Below are 19,171 nucleotides of genomic sequence, written 5' to 3'. Positions count from 1 at the left end.
AATACAGCGCGTTGCGCTTTCCGGGCGGGCAGAGGCTGACGTCGCTTGTTCTTTAGCGATATGTTCGGCGGCGGCTGAAGCAGAAAACAGTATCAGCAGTGCACTCGAAACAGCGTGTTTATCAGATATCATGTAATGCGTTTCATCCCTGATTAACGGACATATTGCCGGAGGTGTCAGGCTGACGGTTTAATAACCATTCACAACGTTCCAGGAGCGGCAGAGTGGTATGCGTCCGCTCGGGAAAACGGGTGCTGAGAAAAATATGGCGCGCTAACGACAGCACGGTGAATTTCTCAATGTCTGCGATTGCAACGTCAGCGCTGTGCGCCAAAAAAGCACGGGTAAATGCCTGCCCGTGCCGATCTAACGCCGTTGCCGCGCCATAATGGCGTAGCGCCAGTTCTTCTACGTGCGCCAGATAATTACCGGCGTCCAGTGCGGCAAAGCTTTGGCAGCAGAGATCAAAATCAACCAGGATAACCTGCTGCGGTTGATGGTGGTTGATCATCACCTGATCGGGATAAAAATCCCGGTGTACGGAGCGCGTAATGGCCTGTGTTAAAGAGGCTGCCAGCGTTTGACAGGCATTAAACAGCTGGCTAAGCCGCTCCTGCCATTGCGGATAATCGGAGGCAACGTGTTGCAAACCCTTCTGCAACACTTCCAGTTCATCTTCCAGCGTCCATTTCCGGGTTTCCGTTACCTGACGCAGCGCCTCGTTTTGCTGTAAAACTGCCAGCGCTTTGCCAACATCATTACCGGAAAGCTCCAGCCGGGGATAGCCGGGCTGAAGCCACGCTGTTAACGGCGTGGCGTTAACTTTTTCCTGGAGCCACAGATGCCAGTCAGGTAACGTTGCCAGCGGTTGCGGCACCGCGATAGCCGCCGTCGCGTCGAAACCGTGTTGCCACAGCGCCTGCTGACAGCGAAAAGCGTGCCGATCCATGCCCTTAACACGATACTTGCCGATGATCGAACGCGAAGATTGGTCGGGTAACCTGAACTGATATTCAATCAGCGCCCGGCGGCCTGGCTTGTGTCGACGCAGCAGACATTGCTGTAGCTGGCTACCGGCTGGCAGACGTAGCGCCTGTAACAGCGGCTGACTAATGAATGCTGGATCGGAGAGGGCCGCCAGCCTTTGCTGCGGTTCCAGTGATTTGCCGCCGCTCAGCCTCGTTTCAGCGCCTTTTTCCACGAGCTGAGCCGCGCGTGCCAGCAGCGCTTCCGTTTGCTGTGCCCAGCTGGGAACACGTAAACGAAAAGGTTCTGTCGCCAGGCAGAGCAGCGCCGAGGCGCTGTACCAGACCAGGCCGTCAGGCAGTGACCGCTGCGACTGATAGCCAGCCAGCAGAGCATCAATGGCGTTCACCGCCTGATGTGCGTCCAGCAGACCAGTAATCACCTGCATTTCCAGCCGGGCCTGGAAACTGGCGATATCGGCCAGCGCGTTACCGCTACAGCAGCGATCCCAGTCAATAAAACGCAGATCGCCAGTATCGGTTTTGACAATCTGATCGGCGGAGAAATCGCCGTGTAGCAGTACCGGCGCGCTATTACTGGCGGCGAGATATGGGGTAATGCGCTGCATCAGCGCGAGAAAGCGATCCGCGCCGGAGGGATAAATAGCGCTGAAGGTATTGAAAACGTCCCGTAGCGTCTGCGCATCCTCTTTGCCCTGTCGTGCCAGCGGCGGCAGTAACGGCGTTTGATGCAGTCGCGCCAGCTCACGGCCAACGGCGGTAAGCGTTTCTGCTTCCAGGCGGGCACCTGACTCAGGTGCCAGACTTTGTCCAGCCAGCCAGTGCGTTGCCAGCGCGCGTCGGCTGCGATCAAACCCGGCAAGAGAGAGGTGGCCCAGCGCGGTTCCTATCGAGCAACCCTGCAAAATACGCTCGAATTCTTTTGCGTTAGCGATACGCACCACCGCCTGCGGCTTATCATGCCGGGTCAGGGCGATAACGGCGCGCCGCTCCGGCTTGTAGCGCAGAAAACGCGAGCGCAGAATGCAGGCGTCAGGATTGCCCGGCAACAGTTTTTGCAGCAGGTCCATCCGTTTTTTGTCATCGGTCAGGCAGCTTAAGTAGCGAATGGAAAAGTCGAATTCCGGGTATTGCAGCAGAATAGCTTCGTCGTGCAGCGCCTGCGGAGCATGAGGATGAGCCTTAGCGATAAGTGCTTGGCGGCGAGGGTGTTGCCAGGATTGCTGGAAACGCGAGGGCGTCATCGCTTTGGCATAGCAAAGCTGCTCTTGTCCATCGGCCAGCGTCAGCGTCAGACCGGCAACGCAGCTGGTGCCCGGTTTGTAACGCAGATAGTTAATTTTTAGATGGCGTATTTCACCTGAAACCAGATTAGCATGCAGCCTGTTCAGCAGGCGATGCGGTTCCAGCAGCAGCCCCAGACCGGGCAGGGCGCGATCGTTGGCGATAAGCGCCGCATCATGCATATTCATGTTCATTTCTCACTTCTTTTGCCGCATCCGAAGCAGTGTTCTGCTGCAGACGCCACATCTCCGCATACCGTCCATGTCGCTGCATTAGCTCTTCATGCGTGCCCTGTTCAGCAATTTTCCCTTCGTGGATCAGCAGAATGTGCTGCGTCCTGGCGGCAAGTGCGAGGTTATGCGTGATCATTAAGGTGGTGCGCTGCTGCATCAGCTGCAACAGCGCCTGATTGACCTCGCGCTCGTTCTTGCTGTCGAGCCCGACGCTGGGTTCGTCAAGAATCAGGAAAGGGGTCTGACGCAGCGCGGCGCGTGCCAGCACGATGCGCTGTCGTTGCCCGCCAGACAGCGTGGCACCATACTCGCTTAAAACCGTGTCGTAACCGTGCGGCAGCTGCATAATAAAGTCGTGCGCGTTGACCAGACGCGCCGCAGCGATCAGCTCCTCATCGCTGACCGGCTGGTGTGCCGCCAGCACAATATTTTCCCGTACAGAGAGGCCGAACAGCAGATTTTCCTGAGGGACGTAGCCGATCTGCTGGCGAAGAGTGCTGACGCTAAACTGGCTGATATCTTGTCCGTCAAAGGTAATGGTGCCGGAGTCGGGAATACAAAGACGCAGTAGCAGGCGAGTGAGCGTAGATTTACCTGCGCCGGAAGGACCAACGACGGCGACGGATTTGCCTGCCGGGATAGTAAAACTGATGCCACGTAACACGGCTTGTTCTGGCGACCTCCTCCCGTAGGAGAACCAGACGTTTTCCCAGCGGATAGTTGCGGGCGTTGCCGGAAGTGCCTGCGCATCGGGACGATCGACGATTTCGGGCGGCTGGCATAGCAGTTCGGTAATGCGTTCGGCTGCGGTAATCGCCTTGGCCAGGCGTCCGGTATACTTGGCATATTCACGAATCGGGCGGAAAGCGTTTTTAAGGTAGGAGAGGAAAATCAGCAGTTCACCCGGTGTCATACGCTGGAGCAGAACGTCATGCGCTCCGTTCAGCAGAACTATCGCGGTAGCAAATGCAATCAGCAGCTCGGTTTTACGTTCCAGTCCGGCAGCCAGGCGCTTGGCCTGCACGTTGTGTTGCAGGCTTTGCCCATCATTTCCGTTAAAACTGCGCTGCGTAATTTCTTCCAGCGAGAGCGCCTGTACCGTTGCGATGCCGCTCATATATTCCGCTACTTTTGCCGCCAGCTGGCCTTCGCGCTTGCGCTGCACCCGGCTGACATCGCGTATCTTTTTGCCGGAACGGCGGCTGCTCCAGAGTAATATCGGCATCGGCAACAGTGCGATCAGCGTCAGCTTCCAGTCAAGAAACAGCATCACGCTGAACATGCCGATCAGTACGATAACGCTGGAAAGCAGCGGCATCAGGGCGGTCACCGCCACTTCGCGCAGCATGCCGATATCGTTGCTCAGGCGGATGGTTAAATCGCCGGTTTTACACTGTCGATGAAAGGAGAGAGGAAGGCGCAGCAGATGGGCAAACAGATCGCGTCGCACTTCGCTGAGCACATGGCTACCGGCTATCGCCAGCCCAATGGTGCCCGCGTAGCCGATCGCCGCCTTTAACGCGGCGATAACCAGCACGCCGGCACCACAGAGCCAGAGCCAGGTAACGGCGTCCCATTGGGCGATTGTCGCTATTCGGCTGGAAATTTTTTCGCCGGAAAGCGTCTCCATAATCAGATCGATGGCGAAAGATAAGGGCCAGGGCTCCAGCAGACGGATCAGCGCGCTGAGTAGCAGCATCAGAAAAGCGATGCAGAGCCGCCCCCGCTGACGGCGAAGATAGGGCAAAAAAATGCGTAGCAGGCTGAGTTTGTCGTCAGGGCTTTTTTGTCGCATATCATTTTATCTCAGGTTAGTTCAGCCAGTTGTAAAATCCGCGTCACTACCCGATCCCAGCTGTGTTCCTCCGTGGCCTGGCGCTTAGCGGCGGCACCCAAGCGCAGGCAGAGGGCACGATCGTCCAGCAGGCGCTCCAGCGCTGCGCATAGCGCGACGGGATTATCTGGATCAACTAACAGCCCGGTTTGCCCTTCGCTGACTATCTCCGCCAGATGCCCGGTGCGCGTAGTGATAACCGGCAGACCGGCAGCCATATATTCATAGATTTTTAGCGGGGAAAAATAGAAACCCTCCAGCTGGGGATAGGGCGCTACGCCAATATCCATTGCTGCCAGCAGAGCAGGAACCGCAGCCGGAGAAACGGCACCGGAAAAGCGCGCATAATCCAGCAGGCCGAACTGCGTCAGCCGCTGCTGAATAGCTGGATATTCCGGACCATCGCCGACGACAGAAAGCTGCACCCGACGCCCGCGTTGATGAAGCAGGGCGAAAGCGTCAATCAGCGTTTGCAGGCCGTGCCAGGGCTTCAGCGTACCGAGGAAACCGATGACCGGCAGGTGATTGGGCTGTCTGACTGCTTCGCTAAAGCGCTGTGGATTAACGCCGTTTGCCACCACGTGCGTGCGGCTGGCGCAGAAAGGCGCGAAATCATCCAGCCAGCGTTTTACACCGGGTGAAACGGCAACGATGGTTGCGGCTTGCTGAAGGAGCCGCTGTAGTACCTCCTGTGCCTCTTTTTCACAGGGAAGCACACGCCATGTGCGCTGCTCCTCAATTAATGGCGCATTGACCTCCAGCACGCTTTTGCAATTCGCTTCGTGCGCGTAGCTGATGCCGCCATGACTCCACAGTGAATAACGTTCATAAACCAGATCGAAAGGGGCCGTTTTTTTCAGCAGAGCGACGATCTGCGTATTGGCTTTGAGCGCGGCGTAAGCGCGCGCCTCGGCGTCGGCGGTGGAGGGGAGCGCGGGGAGGGTTAATACCCTGATACGCTGAAACTCTTCCGGTACGGCACCGCCTAAACGTTGGGCTATTAGCGTGATATGCGCATTCTTCTTCAGCAGGGCACGCAGCACCTCCTGAATATGAATGGATGCCCCTTTATTGCCAAAAACAGGGATACCGGGATCGGCGCAGATATAGGCTACGTTCATCGTTGTTTACGCCAAAAGTGAGGGAGTGGCAGCGTTATTCACGCCGGAGCAGGCAAAAATCTCACGCATTCTGGCGCTGTTGCGGTCGATATCGAAGCGTTCCTCAATCCGGTGCCGCGCCTGTAAGGCAAGCGAAAGCTGCAGGGCCGGATTGTTTAACAAACGCTGCATCGCATCAGCCAGCGCCAGCGGATCGTCAGGTGCCACACAAAGCCCGGTGCCACCATCGCTAACCAGTTCCGGAATACCGGCCACCTCGGTCGAAACCACCGGTGTTCCTAATGCCATCGATTCCAGCAGCACCGTTGGTAGCCCATCCCGATCGCCTTCTTCGCTGATCACCGAAGGCGCTACCACCATCGCTGACCGTTGAATCGCCGTCTTAATTTCAGGCTGTGGACGCGAGCCCGATAGCGTCACGCAATCGCTCAGACCGAGCCGCTGAATGTGCGCTGCCAGCGCCGGATAAAGCGGGCCGTCGCCGGTCAGCGTGCAGGTGAACGCTTCATTGCGCGCCCGCAATATATGCAAAGCGTCAATCAAAACATGAAAGCCTTTTTTCGGTACCAGACGCCCAATAGCCAGAATATGCCGGGGCCGCTGCCTGGGTGCCAGATAGGTAAACTGAGTGAGATCGAGGCCGTTATAAATTCGCGTAACTTTCCCCGCCAGCATCGGCGACTGGCTCTGTAAATAGTCGAGGTTATAATCGGAAACGGTGATGGCCCGTAGCGCATCGCGCAGCTTTAACTCGATTTGCGTCGGTTTTTCATAGGGGAAATAGATATCTTTCGCGTGGGCGGTAAAGGAATAGCTTATGCCGCTTAACTTCGCCGCCAGGCGGGCAACCGTCGTGGCGCGCGTGGCGAAGTGAGCATGCAGGTGCCGGATGCCGCGTTCCCGTACGGCCAGCGCCAGCATAAGCGCCTGGGCGACCTCATGTACGCTGTAGGTGTAAAGTACCGACATGCGCGTAGTAAAGTCAGGCAGCGCCTGACTCGCCTGTTGCCACAAGGTCCAGTATGCTTCGCTGCTGCGCTGTTTATCCGCCAGGCGCGTTACCGGCGCTCGCACGCGCGCAATGCCGTCCTGAAAATAGGCTTCTTCCACCGGACCGAGGGCGAATATATCGATTTTCAGCCCGCTCCGCTCATGGGCCAGTATTTCATTAACCACAAAGGTTTCGGAAAAACGCGGATAGCGCTTAAGAACGTAGCCAATATACCCCTGGTTTTGGGCTCTCTCCTGATGCATTAAATCAGCTCCTTGCTGGCTAAATCGAGTTGTAACGCACGCTGTTTTAACAGCCGCCGGATATTTTTTACAAAGTTGCCCAGCCCGTTAAAATTCAGCAGGATAAAGGGATCGGGCGGCGGCAGGGTTTCGGACAGCCACTGATTTAATCGCAGTACGCTGAAGCGTTCCGGATGAATGCAGGTCACCAGCTGATATTTAGCTAACTGCGTGGCGCGTATCCATTGTTCCTGACGGGGCGTCACGCGGGGGACAATCAGCGCGCGTTTATGGAAAGAAAGAATTTCCGTTACGGTGTTATAGCCACCCATCGCTACCACCGACTGCGCCTGACGCAAAAGCTCAAGCGGTTCCGATACAAAGCGCACCAGCGCCAGATCGTTACGACGCCGGGCGTGTAGCGCCAGGGCGTCATATTCCGCCTGCGGCATCATAGATCCCGCGATCAGCACGCCCATTGTGCCGCTGGGAAAGGTTGCGCTGGCGAAAGCGGACGCCAGTTGAAATCCATCCTGACCGCCACCGGCGACGCACAGCGAATAGGGCCGGTTGATATCGGGCACAATCGCCTGTGGCGGAAGATTTTTTCTGGTGCGAAGCTGGGCGTTCAGGTAGCCAAGAAAGGTGAGTTTCTGCCGGATATCCTGGTCAAATTCATAAGCGTCAACCAGATCGTAAAGTTTATTATCACCATATACCCAGATCGCGGATATGTAATCGCGAATATTGGCGTAGTTATTCAACTTCCGCCACTGGCGCTTTACCGTATCTGGCGTATCAAGGATATCACGCAGCCCTAAAACTACGTTGACGCCTTTTTCTGCCAGCATGGGTAACACCGGCTCTAATTCTGATTGTGCGCCGCCGGGAACATTATCAATAACGAAAATATCGGGTTCAAACGCCTCCAGTGCTGCATAAATAACCTTGCTTCGCAGCGCGGTCAGGCGTTTTACATCGCAGCCCAGCGAACGCGGTGAGTAATTACCTGCGGCATCTTTAAAATATGAGGGCAGCGTGACGACATCGGCTCCGGCAGGTAAAAAGAAACGCCCGGCTTCACGTACGCCGTTGATCAGCAGCACTTGTGTATCCGGCATGGCCTTTATTACTGCATCTACCAGAAGTAAATTTCTTCGGATATGTCCTAATCCCATCGTATCATGAGAATAAAAAACCAGACGAGGCGAACGTTTTTTTTCCATTTTAGATCGTTCCTTCTTTTAACTATCCGCTAAGATAAAGCAGACGATATTTAAGAAGAGCGTCATCGCCTGCTGTTACTGGCGTAAAGCCTGTTGCGCCGCTATTTTGCTGTGCAGAAAGTTTAAAGATGAAGCGATAAAGTCATTTTATCCTGTCCGGCAATGACTAAACGACAGACTTTCTGATTAACCTTTATTTAATCGACGGCTACGCAATAAGCTCACCGATTAAATTGGTGATGCGTTAAAGGTATTTTACAATTCCCGGCGTTAATTTTTAACACGTAAAAAACGTTAGTGATACGGTACTACTTTGCGGCGTAATTGATTATGCAATGAGGCAATTATAAACACAATATAGCCAACCAGCGTTTACGTTAAACTGTATTTTTCTTTTTTAAATGGTTTTCTCTGGTTAAATACAATTTAATTCGCTGGCTAACCGTAAAAAACAGACTAAAGAAGAACTGCTTTTTAGATAAATCTTATATTTTTTTATTACTGCTATGAGGTTTTTACTTTTTGATCTCCCTTTATCTGGCGGGAAAGTGAATGACAGAACTTTTATTTTCAGATAAATAAATATTATCCCATTTTGTTTGTCGCTTTTCTGTCGGCAGGTATGGCGTTTTTGGCTCAATACAGACGTAATTAAATAAGAAAAAAACGTATTGACGAAAGACGGTAATATACCGTCTGACTTCGGCCCAGCGGCTGTCGGTTTGTCAGCGGTTTAACTGGAGCGAAAAGATGACAGGAGCGCAAAAAATTCGCCATGGGGGTTTTGCTTCCCCACAAGAGAACGGTTAGGATTCATTGCCGTAAATTCGCTGTGTCGCCACACTACAATACCCAGACCTACGGCGAATTTACTCCCTCGCGCAATCGTTTGTTTTGCAAACGTAAATGGGCCGAGCGGAAAAGCGCCCCATATCGGACAGGACAACAGGAAAGGCAATGAAAGCAACCAAGAAAACGGCAGCGGAACAGCGCGCTGCCAGAAGACGCTGGCTGAATTCACATGATGCTGGCTACCATAAAGCAATGGGCAATCGTCAGGTACAGATGATTGCTATCGGCGGCGCCATCGGAACCGGACTGTTTCTCGGTGCGGGTGCGCGTTTACAGGCAGCAGGACCGGCGCTGGCGCTGGTTTATCTCGTCTGCGGTATTTTTTCCTTCTTTATATTACGTGCGCTGGGTGAACTGGTGCTGCATCGGCCTTCCAGCGGCAGCTTTGTTTCCTATGCGCGTGAGTTTCTTGGAGAAAAGGCCTCCTATGTGGCAGGCTGGATGTACTTCGTGAACTGGGCGATGACCGGTATTGTGGATATCACCGCCGTCGCCCTCTATATGCACTATTGGGGTGCCTTTGGCGATGTGCCGCAGTGGGTATTCGCGCTGGGCGCGCTGGCAATTGTCGGCACCATGAACCTGATTGGCGTTAAGTGGTTTGCCGAGATGGAGTTCTGGTTTGCGCTGATAAAAGTGCTGGCAATTGTTATCTTCCTTATTGTCGGCGTGGTTTTCCTCGGCAGCGGCAAGCCGCTGGATGGTAACGCCACAGGCTTTCATTTGATTTCCGATAACGGTGGGATGTTCCCGCACGGTTTGCTGCCTGCGCTGGTGCTGGTACAGGGCGTTGTTTTCGCCTTTGCCTCTATTGAACTGGTGGGCATTGCCGCAGGCGAATGTAAAGAGCCGAAAAAGGTGCTGCCGAAGGCGATCAACAGCGTGATCTGGCGTATCGGCCTGTTCTATGTCGGTTCCGTAGTGCTGCTGGTGCTGTTGCTGCCGTGGAACGCCTATCAGGCAGGGCAGAGTCCGTTTGTGACATTCTTTTCTAAACTGGGCGTGCCCTATATCGGCAGCATCATGAATATTGTGGTGCTGAGTGCTGCGCTCTCCAGCCTTAACTCCGGCCTTTACTCAACCGGGCGTATTTTGCGCTCGATGGCGATGGGCGGCTCCGCGCCACAGGCGCTATCAAAAATGAGCAGCCAGCAGGTTCCCTATGCCGGGATTCTGGTAACGATCGCCGTGTATGTGGTTGGGGTAGTGCTGAACTACTACGTGCCGTCGCAGGTGTTTGAAATTGTATTGAACATCGCCTCGCTGGGGATTCTGTCAACCTGGGCGTTCATTATTGTCTGCCAGATGCGGTTGCGTAAGGCGATTAAAGAGGGCAAGGCGGATGATGTCAGCTTTAAGCTGCCCGGCGCGCCGGTAACGTCATGGCTGACGCTACTGTTCCTGCTTAGCGTGCTGGTCCTGATGGCGTTCGATTATCCTAACGGCACCTTTACCGTGGCATCGCTTCCGCTGATTGCCATTCTGCTGGTTCTTGGCTGGTATGGCGTGCGTAAACGCGTTCATTCTATCGCCATGACGGAGCACGAACATCATGAATCGGCGGCATCTGAGGAACAGGCACCGCTGAACGAATCATCGTCTAAATAATCTCTTCCTGCCGGACGGCAGTAACGTCGTCCGGCGCTTAAGCGCCGTTCTTATTCTGTAAATACCATACTGCGGCTTCAACGCGCGATTTCAGCTGCAATTTTTTCAACAGATGTTTTACGTGAACTTTAACCGTACTTTCCGTAATGTTAAGCTTGCGGGCGATGGTTTTATTGGGCAGGCCGCGCGCAATCTGGCGCAGAATGTCATGCTCCCGCCGCGTGAGCTGTTGAATATCCCGCTGTGTAGCAGGTGGCGTTTCGCGCAGGCTGCTGATGAGCACCGAAGTAAGGGTATCGCTTAATACCATTTGTCCCGCGGCAGCTTGATGCAGAGCGCTAAGCAGCGCTTCCGGCTCCATATCTTTCAGCAGGTAGCCATCGGCACCGCGCTTCAACGCGCTGACGACATCTTCTTCATCGTTTGAGACGGTAAATACGACGATCCGGCCTGAGAGATCGATACGACGCAGGCGGTCCAGCGTTTCCAGCCCGTTTATGCCCGGCATGTTCAGGTCGAGTAACACTAAATCGGGATCGTGCTGTTCAGCCAGCGCAATGCCCTGTTCGCCGTTGCCCGCTTCGGCGATAACCTGCAATTGTGGGTCAAGATGAATCAGTTGCTTAACGCCGTTGCGTAACATAGGGTGATCGTCAATCAGCAGGATAGTGGCGGCGTCTTGGATACTCATACTGGCTCCGGTTAAACAGGGTGTTGGCAATAGTGGTAAAGCGTGACGAAAAAGGCTCCCTCAGCGGGAGGAAAAAACCGTCCGCTATTTTTCAGTATGCTTGATGTGTTATTTATACCTCAAAAGGGGTAGTCCGAATTAATCCATGGTAAAAATTAACGACCCGAAGCGGTGAGTGTAGCATTTTAATGTGCTGTTTTTCCTCATGTTGAGCCAGCGAAAGACACTACTCATTTAGTGTAGCAGGCACAATTGCGGCCTGAAACTAACTGTTCACACGTTGATTTAAGTCAACTCTGGCCCCTAACCGACCCGGCAGGATGTGCTCAATTTCCATTCCTTCACCGGGGTTATTATGTCAAATCTAACCACGCCAACAGAAAAATCATCAGGTGGCGTTATACAGGATTGGCGGCCAGAAGATGCACAATTCTGGCAGCAAAGCGGTAAGCGTATTGCTAACCGTAACTTGTGGATTTCCGTATTTTGCCTGCTGTTGGCCTTCTGCGTCTGGATGTTATTCAGCACCGTTGCGGTCAATCTCAACAAGGTAGGCTTTAACTTTACCACCGATCAGCTCTTCCTGCTGACGGCGCTGCCTTCCGTTTCCGGCGCTATTTTGCGCGTCCCTTATTCTTTTGTCATTCCTCTCTTTGGCGGACGCCGCTGGACCGCTTTCAGTACCGGTTTTCTGCTGGTGCCTTGCCTGTGGCTTGGGTTTGCGGTGCAGAACCCGGAAACGCCTTTCTTTGTGTTTGTCCTGATCTCGCTGCTGTGCGGTTTCGCCGGTGCGAACTTTGCGTCAAGCATGGGTAACATCAGCTTCTTTTTCCCGAAAGCACAGCAGGGCGGTGCGCTGGGCATCAATGGCGGCCTGGGTAACCTGGGCGTAAGCGTGATGCAGCTGCTGGCACCGGTAGCTATTTCATTTGCGATTTTCGGTTTCTTTGGTGGACAGGGGCAGGTCACTGCCGACGGCAGCCAGATGTGGCTGGAAAATGCCGCCTGGATTTGGGTACCGCTGCTGTTGATCGCCACCATTGCCGCCTGGTTTGGCATGAACGATCTGGCTGCGTCTAAAGCTTCTCTGCGTCAACAGCTGCCGGTACTGAAACGTGCGCATCTGTGGGGGCTGAGCCTGCTTTATCTTGCCACCTTCGGTTCCTTTATTGGGTTCTCCGCGGGCTTCGCTATGCTGTCAAAAACGCAGTTCCCGGACGTCGTGATCATGAAATACGCTTTCTTTGGTCCGTTGCTGGGTGCGCTGGCGCGTTCCGCTGGCGGCGTGATCTCGGATCGCTTCGGCGGCGTGCGCGTAACGCTGATTAACTTTATCGCTATGGCCGTGTTTACCGCACTGCTGTTCCTGGCGTTACCGGATGAAGGTCAGGCAGGCTCCTTCGCGCTGTTCTTCGGCATCTTTATGGTTCTGTTTTTAACTGCCGGGCTGGGTAGCGGCTCAACCTATCAGATGATTGCGGTGATTTTCCGCAAAATCACCTGGGACAGAGTTAAAGCGCGCGGCGGCAGTGATAAAGAGGCGCAGCAGGAAGCGGTAACCGATACGGCAGCGGCGCTGGGCTTTATCTCAGCGATCGGTGCGGCGGGCGGTTTCTTTATCCCGCAGACTTTCGGCATTTCGCTGGCAATGACGGGTTCACCCGCTGGCGCGATGAAAATCTTCCTGGTGTTTTACATCATATGCGTACTGATTACCTGGCTGGTTTACGGACGTAAGGCAGCGCGTTAATCGCAAAAAAACCGGCTTCCTCTTTCTGAACGAAGCCGGTTTTTTATTTATCACCACTTTCACTGTGGCTACTCCCAAAAAGCCGACCACCTCTTCAGGCAGAGCACTTGCCCGGCTTTTTATGGTTTTAATAATATTTTTCAATAGGTTATAAAATCTCGGAGAGTGCTACTTAAGTGGTAGTCCGGTGCGAGAGGGTTGTACGGTAACCGTGCTGACTTGATCGCAATCAAGCGGCCAGCCTCACCAGCTAAGTAGGCTGTTGCCCACATCATAAGCAATGTCGTTTAGCCATTCATAAAACAACACCGAGCCTTCAGGAGAATTCCAGATGAGCAAATTTCTGGATCGGTTTCGCTACTTTAAGCAGTTAGCAGAACCTTTTGCTGGTCAACATGGCCAGACACTTAACACTAACCGAGACTGGGAAGATGGTTACCGCAGCCGCTGGCAGCATGACAAAATCGTGCGCTCCACGCACGGCGTCAACTGTACCGGTTCATGTAGCTGGAAAATCTACGTAAAAAATGGTCTGGTTACCTGGGAAACCCAGCAGACCGACTATCCACGTACCCGTCCCGATCTGCCTAACCATGAACCGCGCGGCTGTCCTCGCGGTGCCAGTTACTCCTGGTATTTATATAGTGCCAATCGCCTGAAATATCCACTGATGCGCAAACGCCTGGTAAAACTGTGGCGTGAGGCTAAAGCGCAGCACAGCGATCCGGTAGAGGCCTGGGGCTCGATCGTTAACGACGCGGAAAAAGCGAAAAGTTACAAAGTTGCCCGTGGACGTGGCGGATTCGTGCGTTCCAGCTGGCAGGAAGTTAATGAAATTATTGCGGCATCCAATGTCTACACCGCGAAAACCTTCGGACCAGACCGTATTATCGGCTTCTCGCCGATCCCGGCAATGTCCATGGTTTCCTACGCGTCAGGCGCGCGCTACCTCTCGCTGATTGGCGGCACCTGCTTAAGCTTCTATGACTGGTATTGCGACCTGCCACCGGCATCCCCGCAAACCTGGGGCGAGCAGACCGACGTACCGGAATCTGCCGACTGGTATAACTCCTCTTATATTATCGCCTGGGGCTCTAACGTGCCGCAGACGCGTACCCCGGATGCCCACTTCTTTACGGAAGTTCGCTACAAAGGGACCAAAACTGTTGCGGTAACGCCGGACTATGCAGAAGTCGCTAAGCTGTGCGACCTGTGGCTGAATCCGAAGCAGGGTACCGACAGCGCGATGGCGCTGGCGATGGGCCACGTCATGCTGAAAGAGTTCCATCTCGATCGTGAGGTGAGCTATTTCCGCGATTACGTACGTCGCTACACCGATATGCCGATGCTGGTGATGCTGGAACCGCGCGAAGGTGGTTACTATGCTGCCGGTCGTATGCTGCGCGCCAGCGATCTGGTGAATAACCTCGGTGAAGAAAATAATCCAGAATGGAAAACCATCGCCATCGACGGCCTGAGCGGTGAACTGGTCGCTCCGCTGGGCTCCATCGGCTATCGCTGGGGCGAAGAGGGTAAATGGAACCTTGAAGCGCGTGCGGGCCAGGACAAGCGCGACGTCGAACTGCAGCTGAGCCTGCTGGGCAACCATGACGAGATTGCCGAAGTGGGCTTCCCGTACTTTGGCGGTATCGAAAGCGAACACTTCAAGAGCGTGACGCTGGATGAGATCCTGCTGCACAAGCTGCCGGTTAAGCGCCTGCAGCTGGCCGACGGCAGCGAAGCGCTGGTTACCAGCGTATACGATCTGACGCTGGCTAACTACGGTCTCGATCGCGGTCTGGACGACGCCAACTGCGCCACCAGCTACGATGAAATCAAAGCTTACAGCCCGGCATGGGCAGAAAAAATCACTGGCGTATCTCGTCAGCAGATTATTCGTATCGCACGTGAATTTGCAGAGAATGCGGAAAAAACTCACGGTCGTTCAATGATCATCGTGGGGGCCGGTATGAACCACTGGTTCCACATGGATATGAACTATCGTGGCCTGATCAACATGCTGATATTCTGCGGCTGCGTCGGTCAGAGCGGCGGTGGCTGGGCTCACTATGTTGGCCAGGAAAAACTGCGTCCGCAGACCGGTTGGGCACCGCTGGCGTTTGGTCTTGACTGGCAGCGTCCGCCGCGTCACATGAACAGCACCTCTTTCTTCTATAACCACTCCAGCCAGTGGCGTCATGAGACGGTAGAAACCGCAACATTGCTGTCACCGCTGGCGGATAAATCGCGCTTCCAGGGGAGCCTGATCGATTTTAACGTGCGTGCCGAGCGTATGGGCTGGCTGCCATCTGCACCGCAGCTGTCAATGAACCCGCTGCATATTGCTGCAAAAGCGAAAGCAGCTGGTCAGACACCGCTCGACTACACCGTAGAAAATCTGAAAAACGGCGCGCTGCGCTTTGCCGCTGAACAGCCGGATAATCCGCAGAACTTCCCGCGCAACCTGTTTGTCTGGCGTTCTAACCTGCTGGGCTCCTCCGGTAAAGGGCATGAATATATGCTCAAATACCTGCTGGGCACCGAAAATGGCATTCAGGGCAAAGACCTGGGTGAGCAGGGCAGCGTGAAGCCGCAGGAAGTGGAATGGCAGGATAACGCTGGCGTCGGTAAATTGGATCTGGTGGTGACGCTCGACTTCCGTATGTCCAGCACCTGCCTCTACTCCGATATCGTACTGCCTACGGCAACCTGGTATGAAAAAGACGATATGAATACCTCGGATATGCATCCGTTTATTCATCCGCTTTCTGCCGCTGTCGATCCGGCCTGGGAAGCGAAAAGCGACTGGGAAATCTATAAAGGTATCGCTAAACGCTTCTCCGAACTTTGCGTAGGCCATCTGGGCAAAGAAACCGACGTGGTTACGCTGCCGATGCAGCACGATTCTGCCGCAGAGCTGGCGCAGCCGTTCGGCGTGCAGGAGTGGAAAAAAGGCGAATGCGATCTGATTCCAGGCAAAACCGCGCCGCATATCATCACCGTTGAACGTGACTATCCGGCTACCTGGGAGCGCTTTACTTCCGTGGGTCCGCTGATGAATACGCTGGGTAACGGCGGTAAAGGTATCAGCTGGAATACCGACACCGAAATCGATCTGCTGAAAAAACTCAACTACGTCAAGCAGGATGGTCCGGCTGCCGGTCGTCCGAACATTGACAGTGCGATCGATGCGGCAGAGGTTATCCTGACCCTGGCACCGGAAACTAACGGCCACGTGGCAGTCAAAGCCTGGGGCGCGCTGAGTAAAATTACCGGACGCGACCATACGCATCTGGCGCTGAATAAAGAAGAGGAAAAAATCCGCTTCCGCGATATTCAGGCGCAGCCGCGTAAGATTATCTCCAGCCCGACCTGGTCTGGCCTGGAAGATGAGCATGTCTCCTATAACGCCTGCTACACCAACATCCATGAGCTGATTCCGTTCCGTACGCTGAGCGGTCGTCAACAGCTTTATCAGGATCATGAGTGGATGCGCGCCTTTGGTGAGAGCCTGCTGGTTTATCGTCCGCCGATCAATACGCGTGCCGTAGAGCCGTTGCTGAACAAAAAACCAAACGGTAACCCGGAGAAAGCGCTCAACTTCCTGACGCCGCATCAGAAGTGGGGTATCCACTCTACCTACAGTGACAACCTGCTGATGCTGACGCTGTCACGCGGCGGGCCAATTGTCTGGATGAGCGAAGACGATGCGAAAGAGCTGGGCATTGAGGATAACGACTGGATCGAAGCCTTTAACGCCAACGGTTCTCTGACGGCGCGTGCCGTAGTCAGCCAGCGTATACCGGCGGGTATGACCATGATGTATCACGCTCAGGAACGTATCGTGAATATTCCAGGGGCGGAAATCACCGGTCAGCGCGGCGGTATTCATAACTCAGTAACGCGTGTTTATCCGAAACCGACCCATATGATCGGCGGCTACGCGCAGCTGGCCTACGGATTTAACTATTACGGTACCGTAGGTTCGAATCGTGATGAGTTTGTAGTGGTCAGAAAGATGAACAATATTAATTGGTTAGATGGCGAAGGCAACGATGATTGCCAGGGTACCCGTCAGGAGGCTCAGCAATGAAAATTCGTTCGCAAGTCGGCATGGTGTTAAACCTCGACAAATGCATCGGCTGCCATACCTGTTCGGTCACCTGTAAGAACGTCTGGACCAGTCGCGAGGGCATGGAATATGCCTGGTTTAACAACGTAGAAAGCAAACCGGGCGTCGGCTATCCGCACGCCTGGGAAGATCAGGAAAAATGGAAGGGCGGCTGGATACGTAAAATCAACGGTCAGCTACAGCCGCGCATGGGTAGTCGGGTTGGCCTGCTGTCAAAAATCTTCGCCAACCCGGACGTACCGGCGCTGGACGACTATTACGAGCCGTTTGACTACGACTATCAAAATCTGCAAAACGCACCGGAAAGTAAACATCAGCCGATCGCTCGCCCGCGCTCGCTGATTACCGGTCAGCGGATGAAGAAAATCGAAAACGGACCGAACTGGGAAGAGATCCTCGGCGGCGAGTTTGAGAAACGTTCGAAGGATAAGAACTTCGATAACATCCAGAAGGAAATGTACGGCCAGTTCGAAAACACCTTCATGATGTATCTGCCGCGTCTGTGCGAGCACTGCCTCAACCCGGCGTGCGTGGCAACCTGTCCGAGCGGCGCAATTTATAAGCGCGCGGAAGATGGCATCGTGTTGATCGATCAGGACAAATGCCGCGGCTGGCGTATGTGTCTGACCGGTTGCCCGTACAAAAAAATCTACTTCAACTGGAAAAGCGGTAAATCAGAAAAATGTATCTTCTGTTACCCGCGTATCGAGTCCGGTCTGCCGACCGTTTGCTCCGAAACCTGCGTGGGGCGTATCCGTTACCTGGGCGTGCTGTTATATGACGCCGACCGTATCGAACAGGCCGCCGCGGTTGAAAATGAGAAAGATCTCTACCAGAGCCAGCTGGATATCTTCCTCGATCCGCACGATCCAGCGGTTATCGAGCAGGCACTGAAAGATGGCATACCGCAGGGCGTTATCGAGGCGGCACAGAAATCACCGGTATATAAAATGGCAATGGACTGGAAGCTGGCGCTGCCGCTGCATCCTGAATATCGTACGCTGCCGATGGTTTGGTATGTTCCGCCTCTGTCTCCGATCCAGTCTGCTGCTGATGCGGGCGTGCTGGAGCAGAAAGGCGTCCTGCCGGACGTGGAAAGCCTGCGTATCCCGGTACAGTACCTGGCGAACCTGCTGACCGCAGGCGATACCGCACCGGTGCTGCTGGCGCTGAAACGTATGCTGGCGATGCGTCACTTCAAACGTGCGGAAAGCGTGGACGGCGTAGTGGATACCAGCGCGCTGGAACAGGTGGGTCTGACCGAAGCTCAGGCGCAGGAAATGTATCGTTACCTGGCTATCGCCAACTACGAAGATCGCTTTGTTATCCCGTCCAGCCATCGTGAGCTGGCGCGTGAAGCGTTCCCGGAAAGCAAAGGCTGCGGCTTTAGCTTCGGCGACGGCTGTCACGGCAGCGATACTAAATTTAACCTGTTCAATACGCGCCGTATTGATGCTGTCGACATCACTCGCCAGACCAACCGTCAGGAGGATGCCTCATGATGGCACTACGTATCATAGCGCGCCTGCTGGATTACCCCGATCGTGCGTTGTTCGATCACCAGCAGGATCTGGAAGAGGCGCTGGCGTCAGCCAGCGAACTCCAGGAAGCGCAGCGCGATCGTCTGCTTGCGGTGCTGCGCGATTTTAGCGCGCGCCCGCTGCTCGATCTGCAGGCGGATTACTGTGAGCTGTTCGATCGCGGGCGTGCTACCTCGTTGCTGCTGTTTGAACACGTTCACGGCGAATCACGCGATCGCGGTCAGGCAATGGTCGATCTGCTGGATCAATATCGTGCGGCAGGTCTGGAACTTGACAGCCGCGAGCTGCCAGATTTTCTGCCGCTCTACCTGGAATACCTGAGTAGCCGCAGCCCTGAGGATGCCCGCGAAGGTTTAGTTGATATCGCTCCGATCCTGGCGCTGCTGAGCGCGCGCCTGCACCAGCGTAACAGCCGCTGGGCCGATCTGCTCGATCTGCTGCTGACGCTTTCTGAAAGCGGCGTCGAGGCTCAGGCCCTGCAGGCGCAGGTAGAGCAGGAAGCGCGCGACGATACGCCGCAGGCGCTTGATGCGGTCTGGGAAGAGGAGCAGATCCGCTTCCTGGGTGAACAGGGCTGCGCTTCGGCGCAGCAGGAAGCGCATCAGCGCCGCTTTGCCGGAGCCGTTGCGCCACAGTATCTGGATGTGGCGCAAGCCACGATGGGAATGACAGGACGCTGA

The 19,171-nt window shown here is 54.6% G+C and carries 11 protein-coding genes; 5 read left to right on the top strand and 6 right to left on the bottom strand.

Translation table 11 applies throughout. The features are described from left to right. Positions 1 to 142: 142 nt before the first annotated feature. Genes C7M51_RS11485 through C7M51_RS11465 form a run of 5 tightly spaced genes read right to left on the bottom strand, consistent with a single transcriptional unit; the run spans position 143 to position 7,917 of the window. Complete coding sequence (locus C7M51_RS11485) at positions 143 to 2,464, bottom strand: aminoglycoside phosphotransferase family protein (RefSeq protein ID WP_160621914.1); 2,322 nt, start codon at positions 2,462 to 2,464, stop codon at positions 143 to 145. Further along, a complete protein-coding gene (locus C7M51_RS11480) occupies positions 2,445 to 4,298 on the bottom strand; it encodes an ABC transporter ATP-binding protein (protein WP_160621913.1) in 1,854 nt (617 codons plus the stop codon). Before C7M51_RS11480 ends, C7M51_RS11485 begins: the two co-directional genes overlap by 20 nt. A gap of 11 nt (positions 4,299 to 4,309) precedes the next feature. After that, on the bottom strand, positions 4,310 to 5,458 hold the full coding sequence (locus C7M51_RS11475; RefSeq protein WP_160621912.1) for a glycosyltransferase family 4 protein: 1,149 nt from the start codon (positions 5,456 to 5,458) through the stop codon (positions 4,310 to 4,312). 6 nt (positions 5,459 to 5,464) lie between these two features. Next, on the bottom strand, positions 5,465 to 6,712 hold the full coding sequence (locus C7M51_RS11470; RefSeq protein ID WP_160621911.1) for a glycosyltransferase: 1,248 nt from the start codon (positions 6,710 to 6,712) through the stop codon (positions 5,465 to 5,467). Continuing rightward, on the bottom strand, positions 6,712 to 7,917 hold the full coding sequence (locus tag C7M51_RS11465) for a glycosyltransferase family protein (RefSeq protein WP_244323724.1): 1,206 nt from the start codon (positions 7,915 to 7,917) through the stop codon (positions 6,712 to 6,714). Before C7M51_RS11465 ends, C7M51_RS11470 begins: the two co-directional genes overlap by 1 nt. A 957-nt stretch (positions 7,918 to 8,874) precedes the next feature. On the opposite strand from C7M51_RS11465, the gene ansP reads away from it, so the two are divergent. Then, the gene (gene ansP / locus C7M51_RS11460; protein WP_160621910.1) at positions 8,875 to 10,377 is read left to right on the top strand and encodes an L-asparagine permease; all 1,503 of its coding nucleotides are present in this window, start codon (positions 8,875 to 8,877) and stop codon (positions 10,375 to 10,377) included. 37 nt (positions 10,378 to 10,414) lie between these two features. Here the strand turns inward: ansP and narL are convergent, their stop codons facing one another. Next, on the bottom strand, positions 10,415 to 11,068 hold the full coding sequence (gene narL / locus C7M51_RS11455; RefSeq protein WP_160621909.1) for a two-component system response regulator NarL: 654 nt from the start codon (positions 11,066 to 11,068) through the stop codon (positions 10,415 to 10,417). Positions 11,069 to 11,423: 355 nt separating this feature from the next. On the opposite strand from narL, the gene C7M51_RS11450 reads away from it, so the two are divergent. The 4 genes from C7M51_RS11450 to narJ all read left to right on the top strand — a co-directional run bounded on the left by C7M51_RS11450 (position 11,424) and on the right by narJ (position 19,171). Beyond that, positions 11,424 to 12,818: a NarK family nitrate/nitrite MFS transporter gene (locus C7M51_RS11450; protein WP_160621908.1), complete on the top strand. Its 1,395-nt coding sequence runs from the start codon at positions 11,424 to 11,426 to the stop codon at positions 12,816 to 12,818. A gap of 331 nt (positions 12,819 to 13,149) precedes the next feature. Further along, positions 13,150 to 16,911: a nitrate reductase subunit alpha gene (locus C7M51_RS11445; RefSeq protein WP_160621907.1), complete on the top strand. Its 3,762-nt coding sequence runs from the start codon at positions 13,150 to 13,152 to the stop codon at positions 16,909 to 16,911. Next, positions 16,908 to 18,452: a nitrate reductase subunit beta gene (narH, locus tag C7M51_RS11440; protein ID WP_160621906.1), complete on the top strand. Its 1,545-nt coding sequence runs from the start codon at positions 16,908 to 16,910 to the stop codon at positions 18,450 to 18,452. The genes C7M51_RS11445 and narH overlap by 4 nt, the downstream gene beginning before the upstream one ends. After that, positions 18,449 to 19,171 (top strand): nitrate reductase molybdenum cofactor assembly chaperone, encoded by a 723-nt coding sequence (narJ, locus tag C7M51_RS11435; RefSeq protein WP_160621905.1) that lies wholly within the window; start codon positions 18,449 to 18,451, stop codon positions 19,169 to 19,171. The genes narH and narJ overlap by 4 nt, the downstream gene beginning before the upstream one ends.

The organism is Mixta intestinalis (assembly GCF_009914055.1).
Classification (GTDB): Bacteria; Pseudomonadota; Gammaproteobacteria; order Enterobacterales; family Enterobacteriaceae; genus Mixta; species Mixta intestinalis.
Note: the sequence above shows the minus strand (reverse complement) of the source record. Positions and strands in the feature narration are given on the sequence as shown.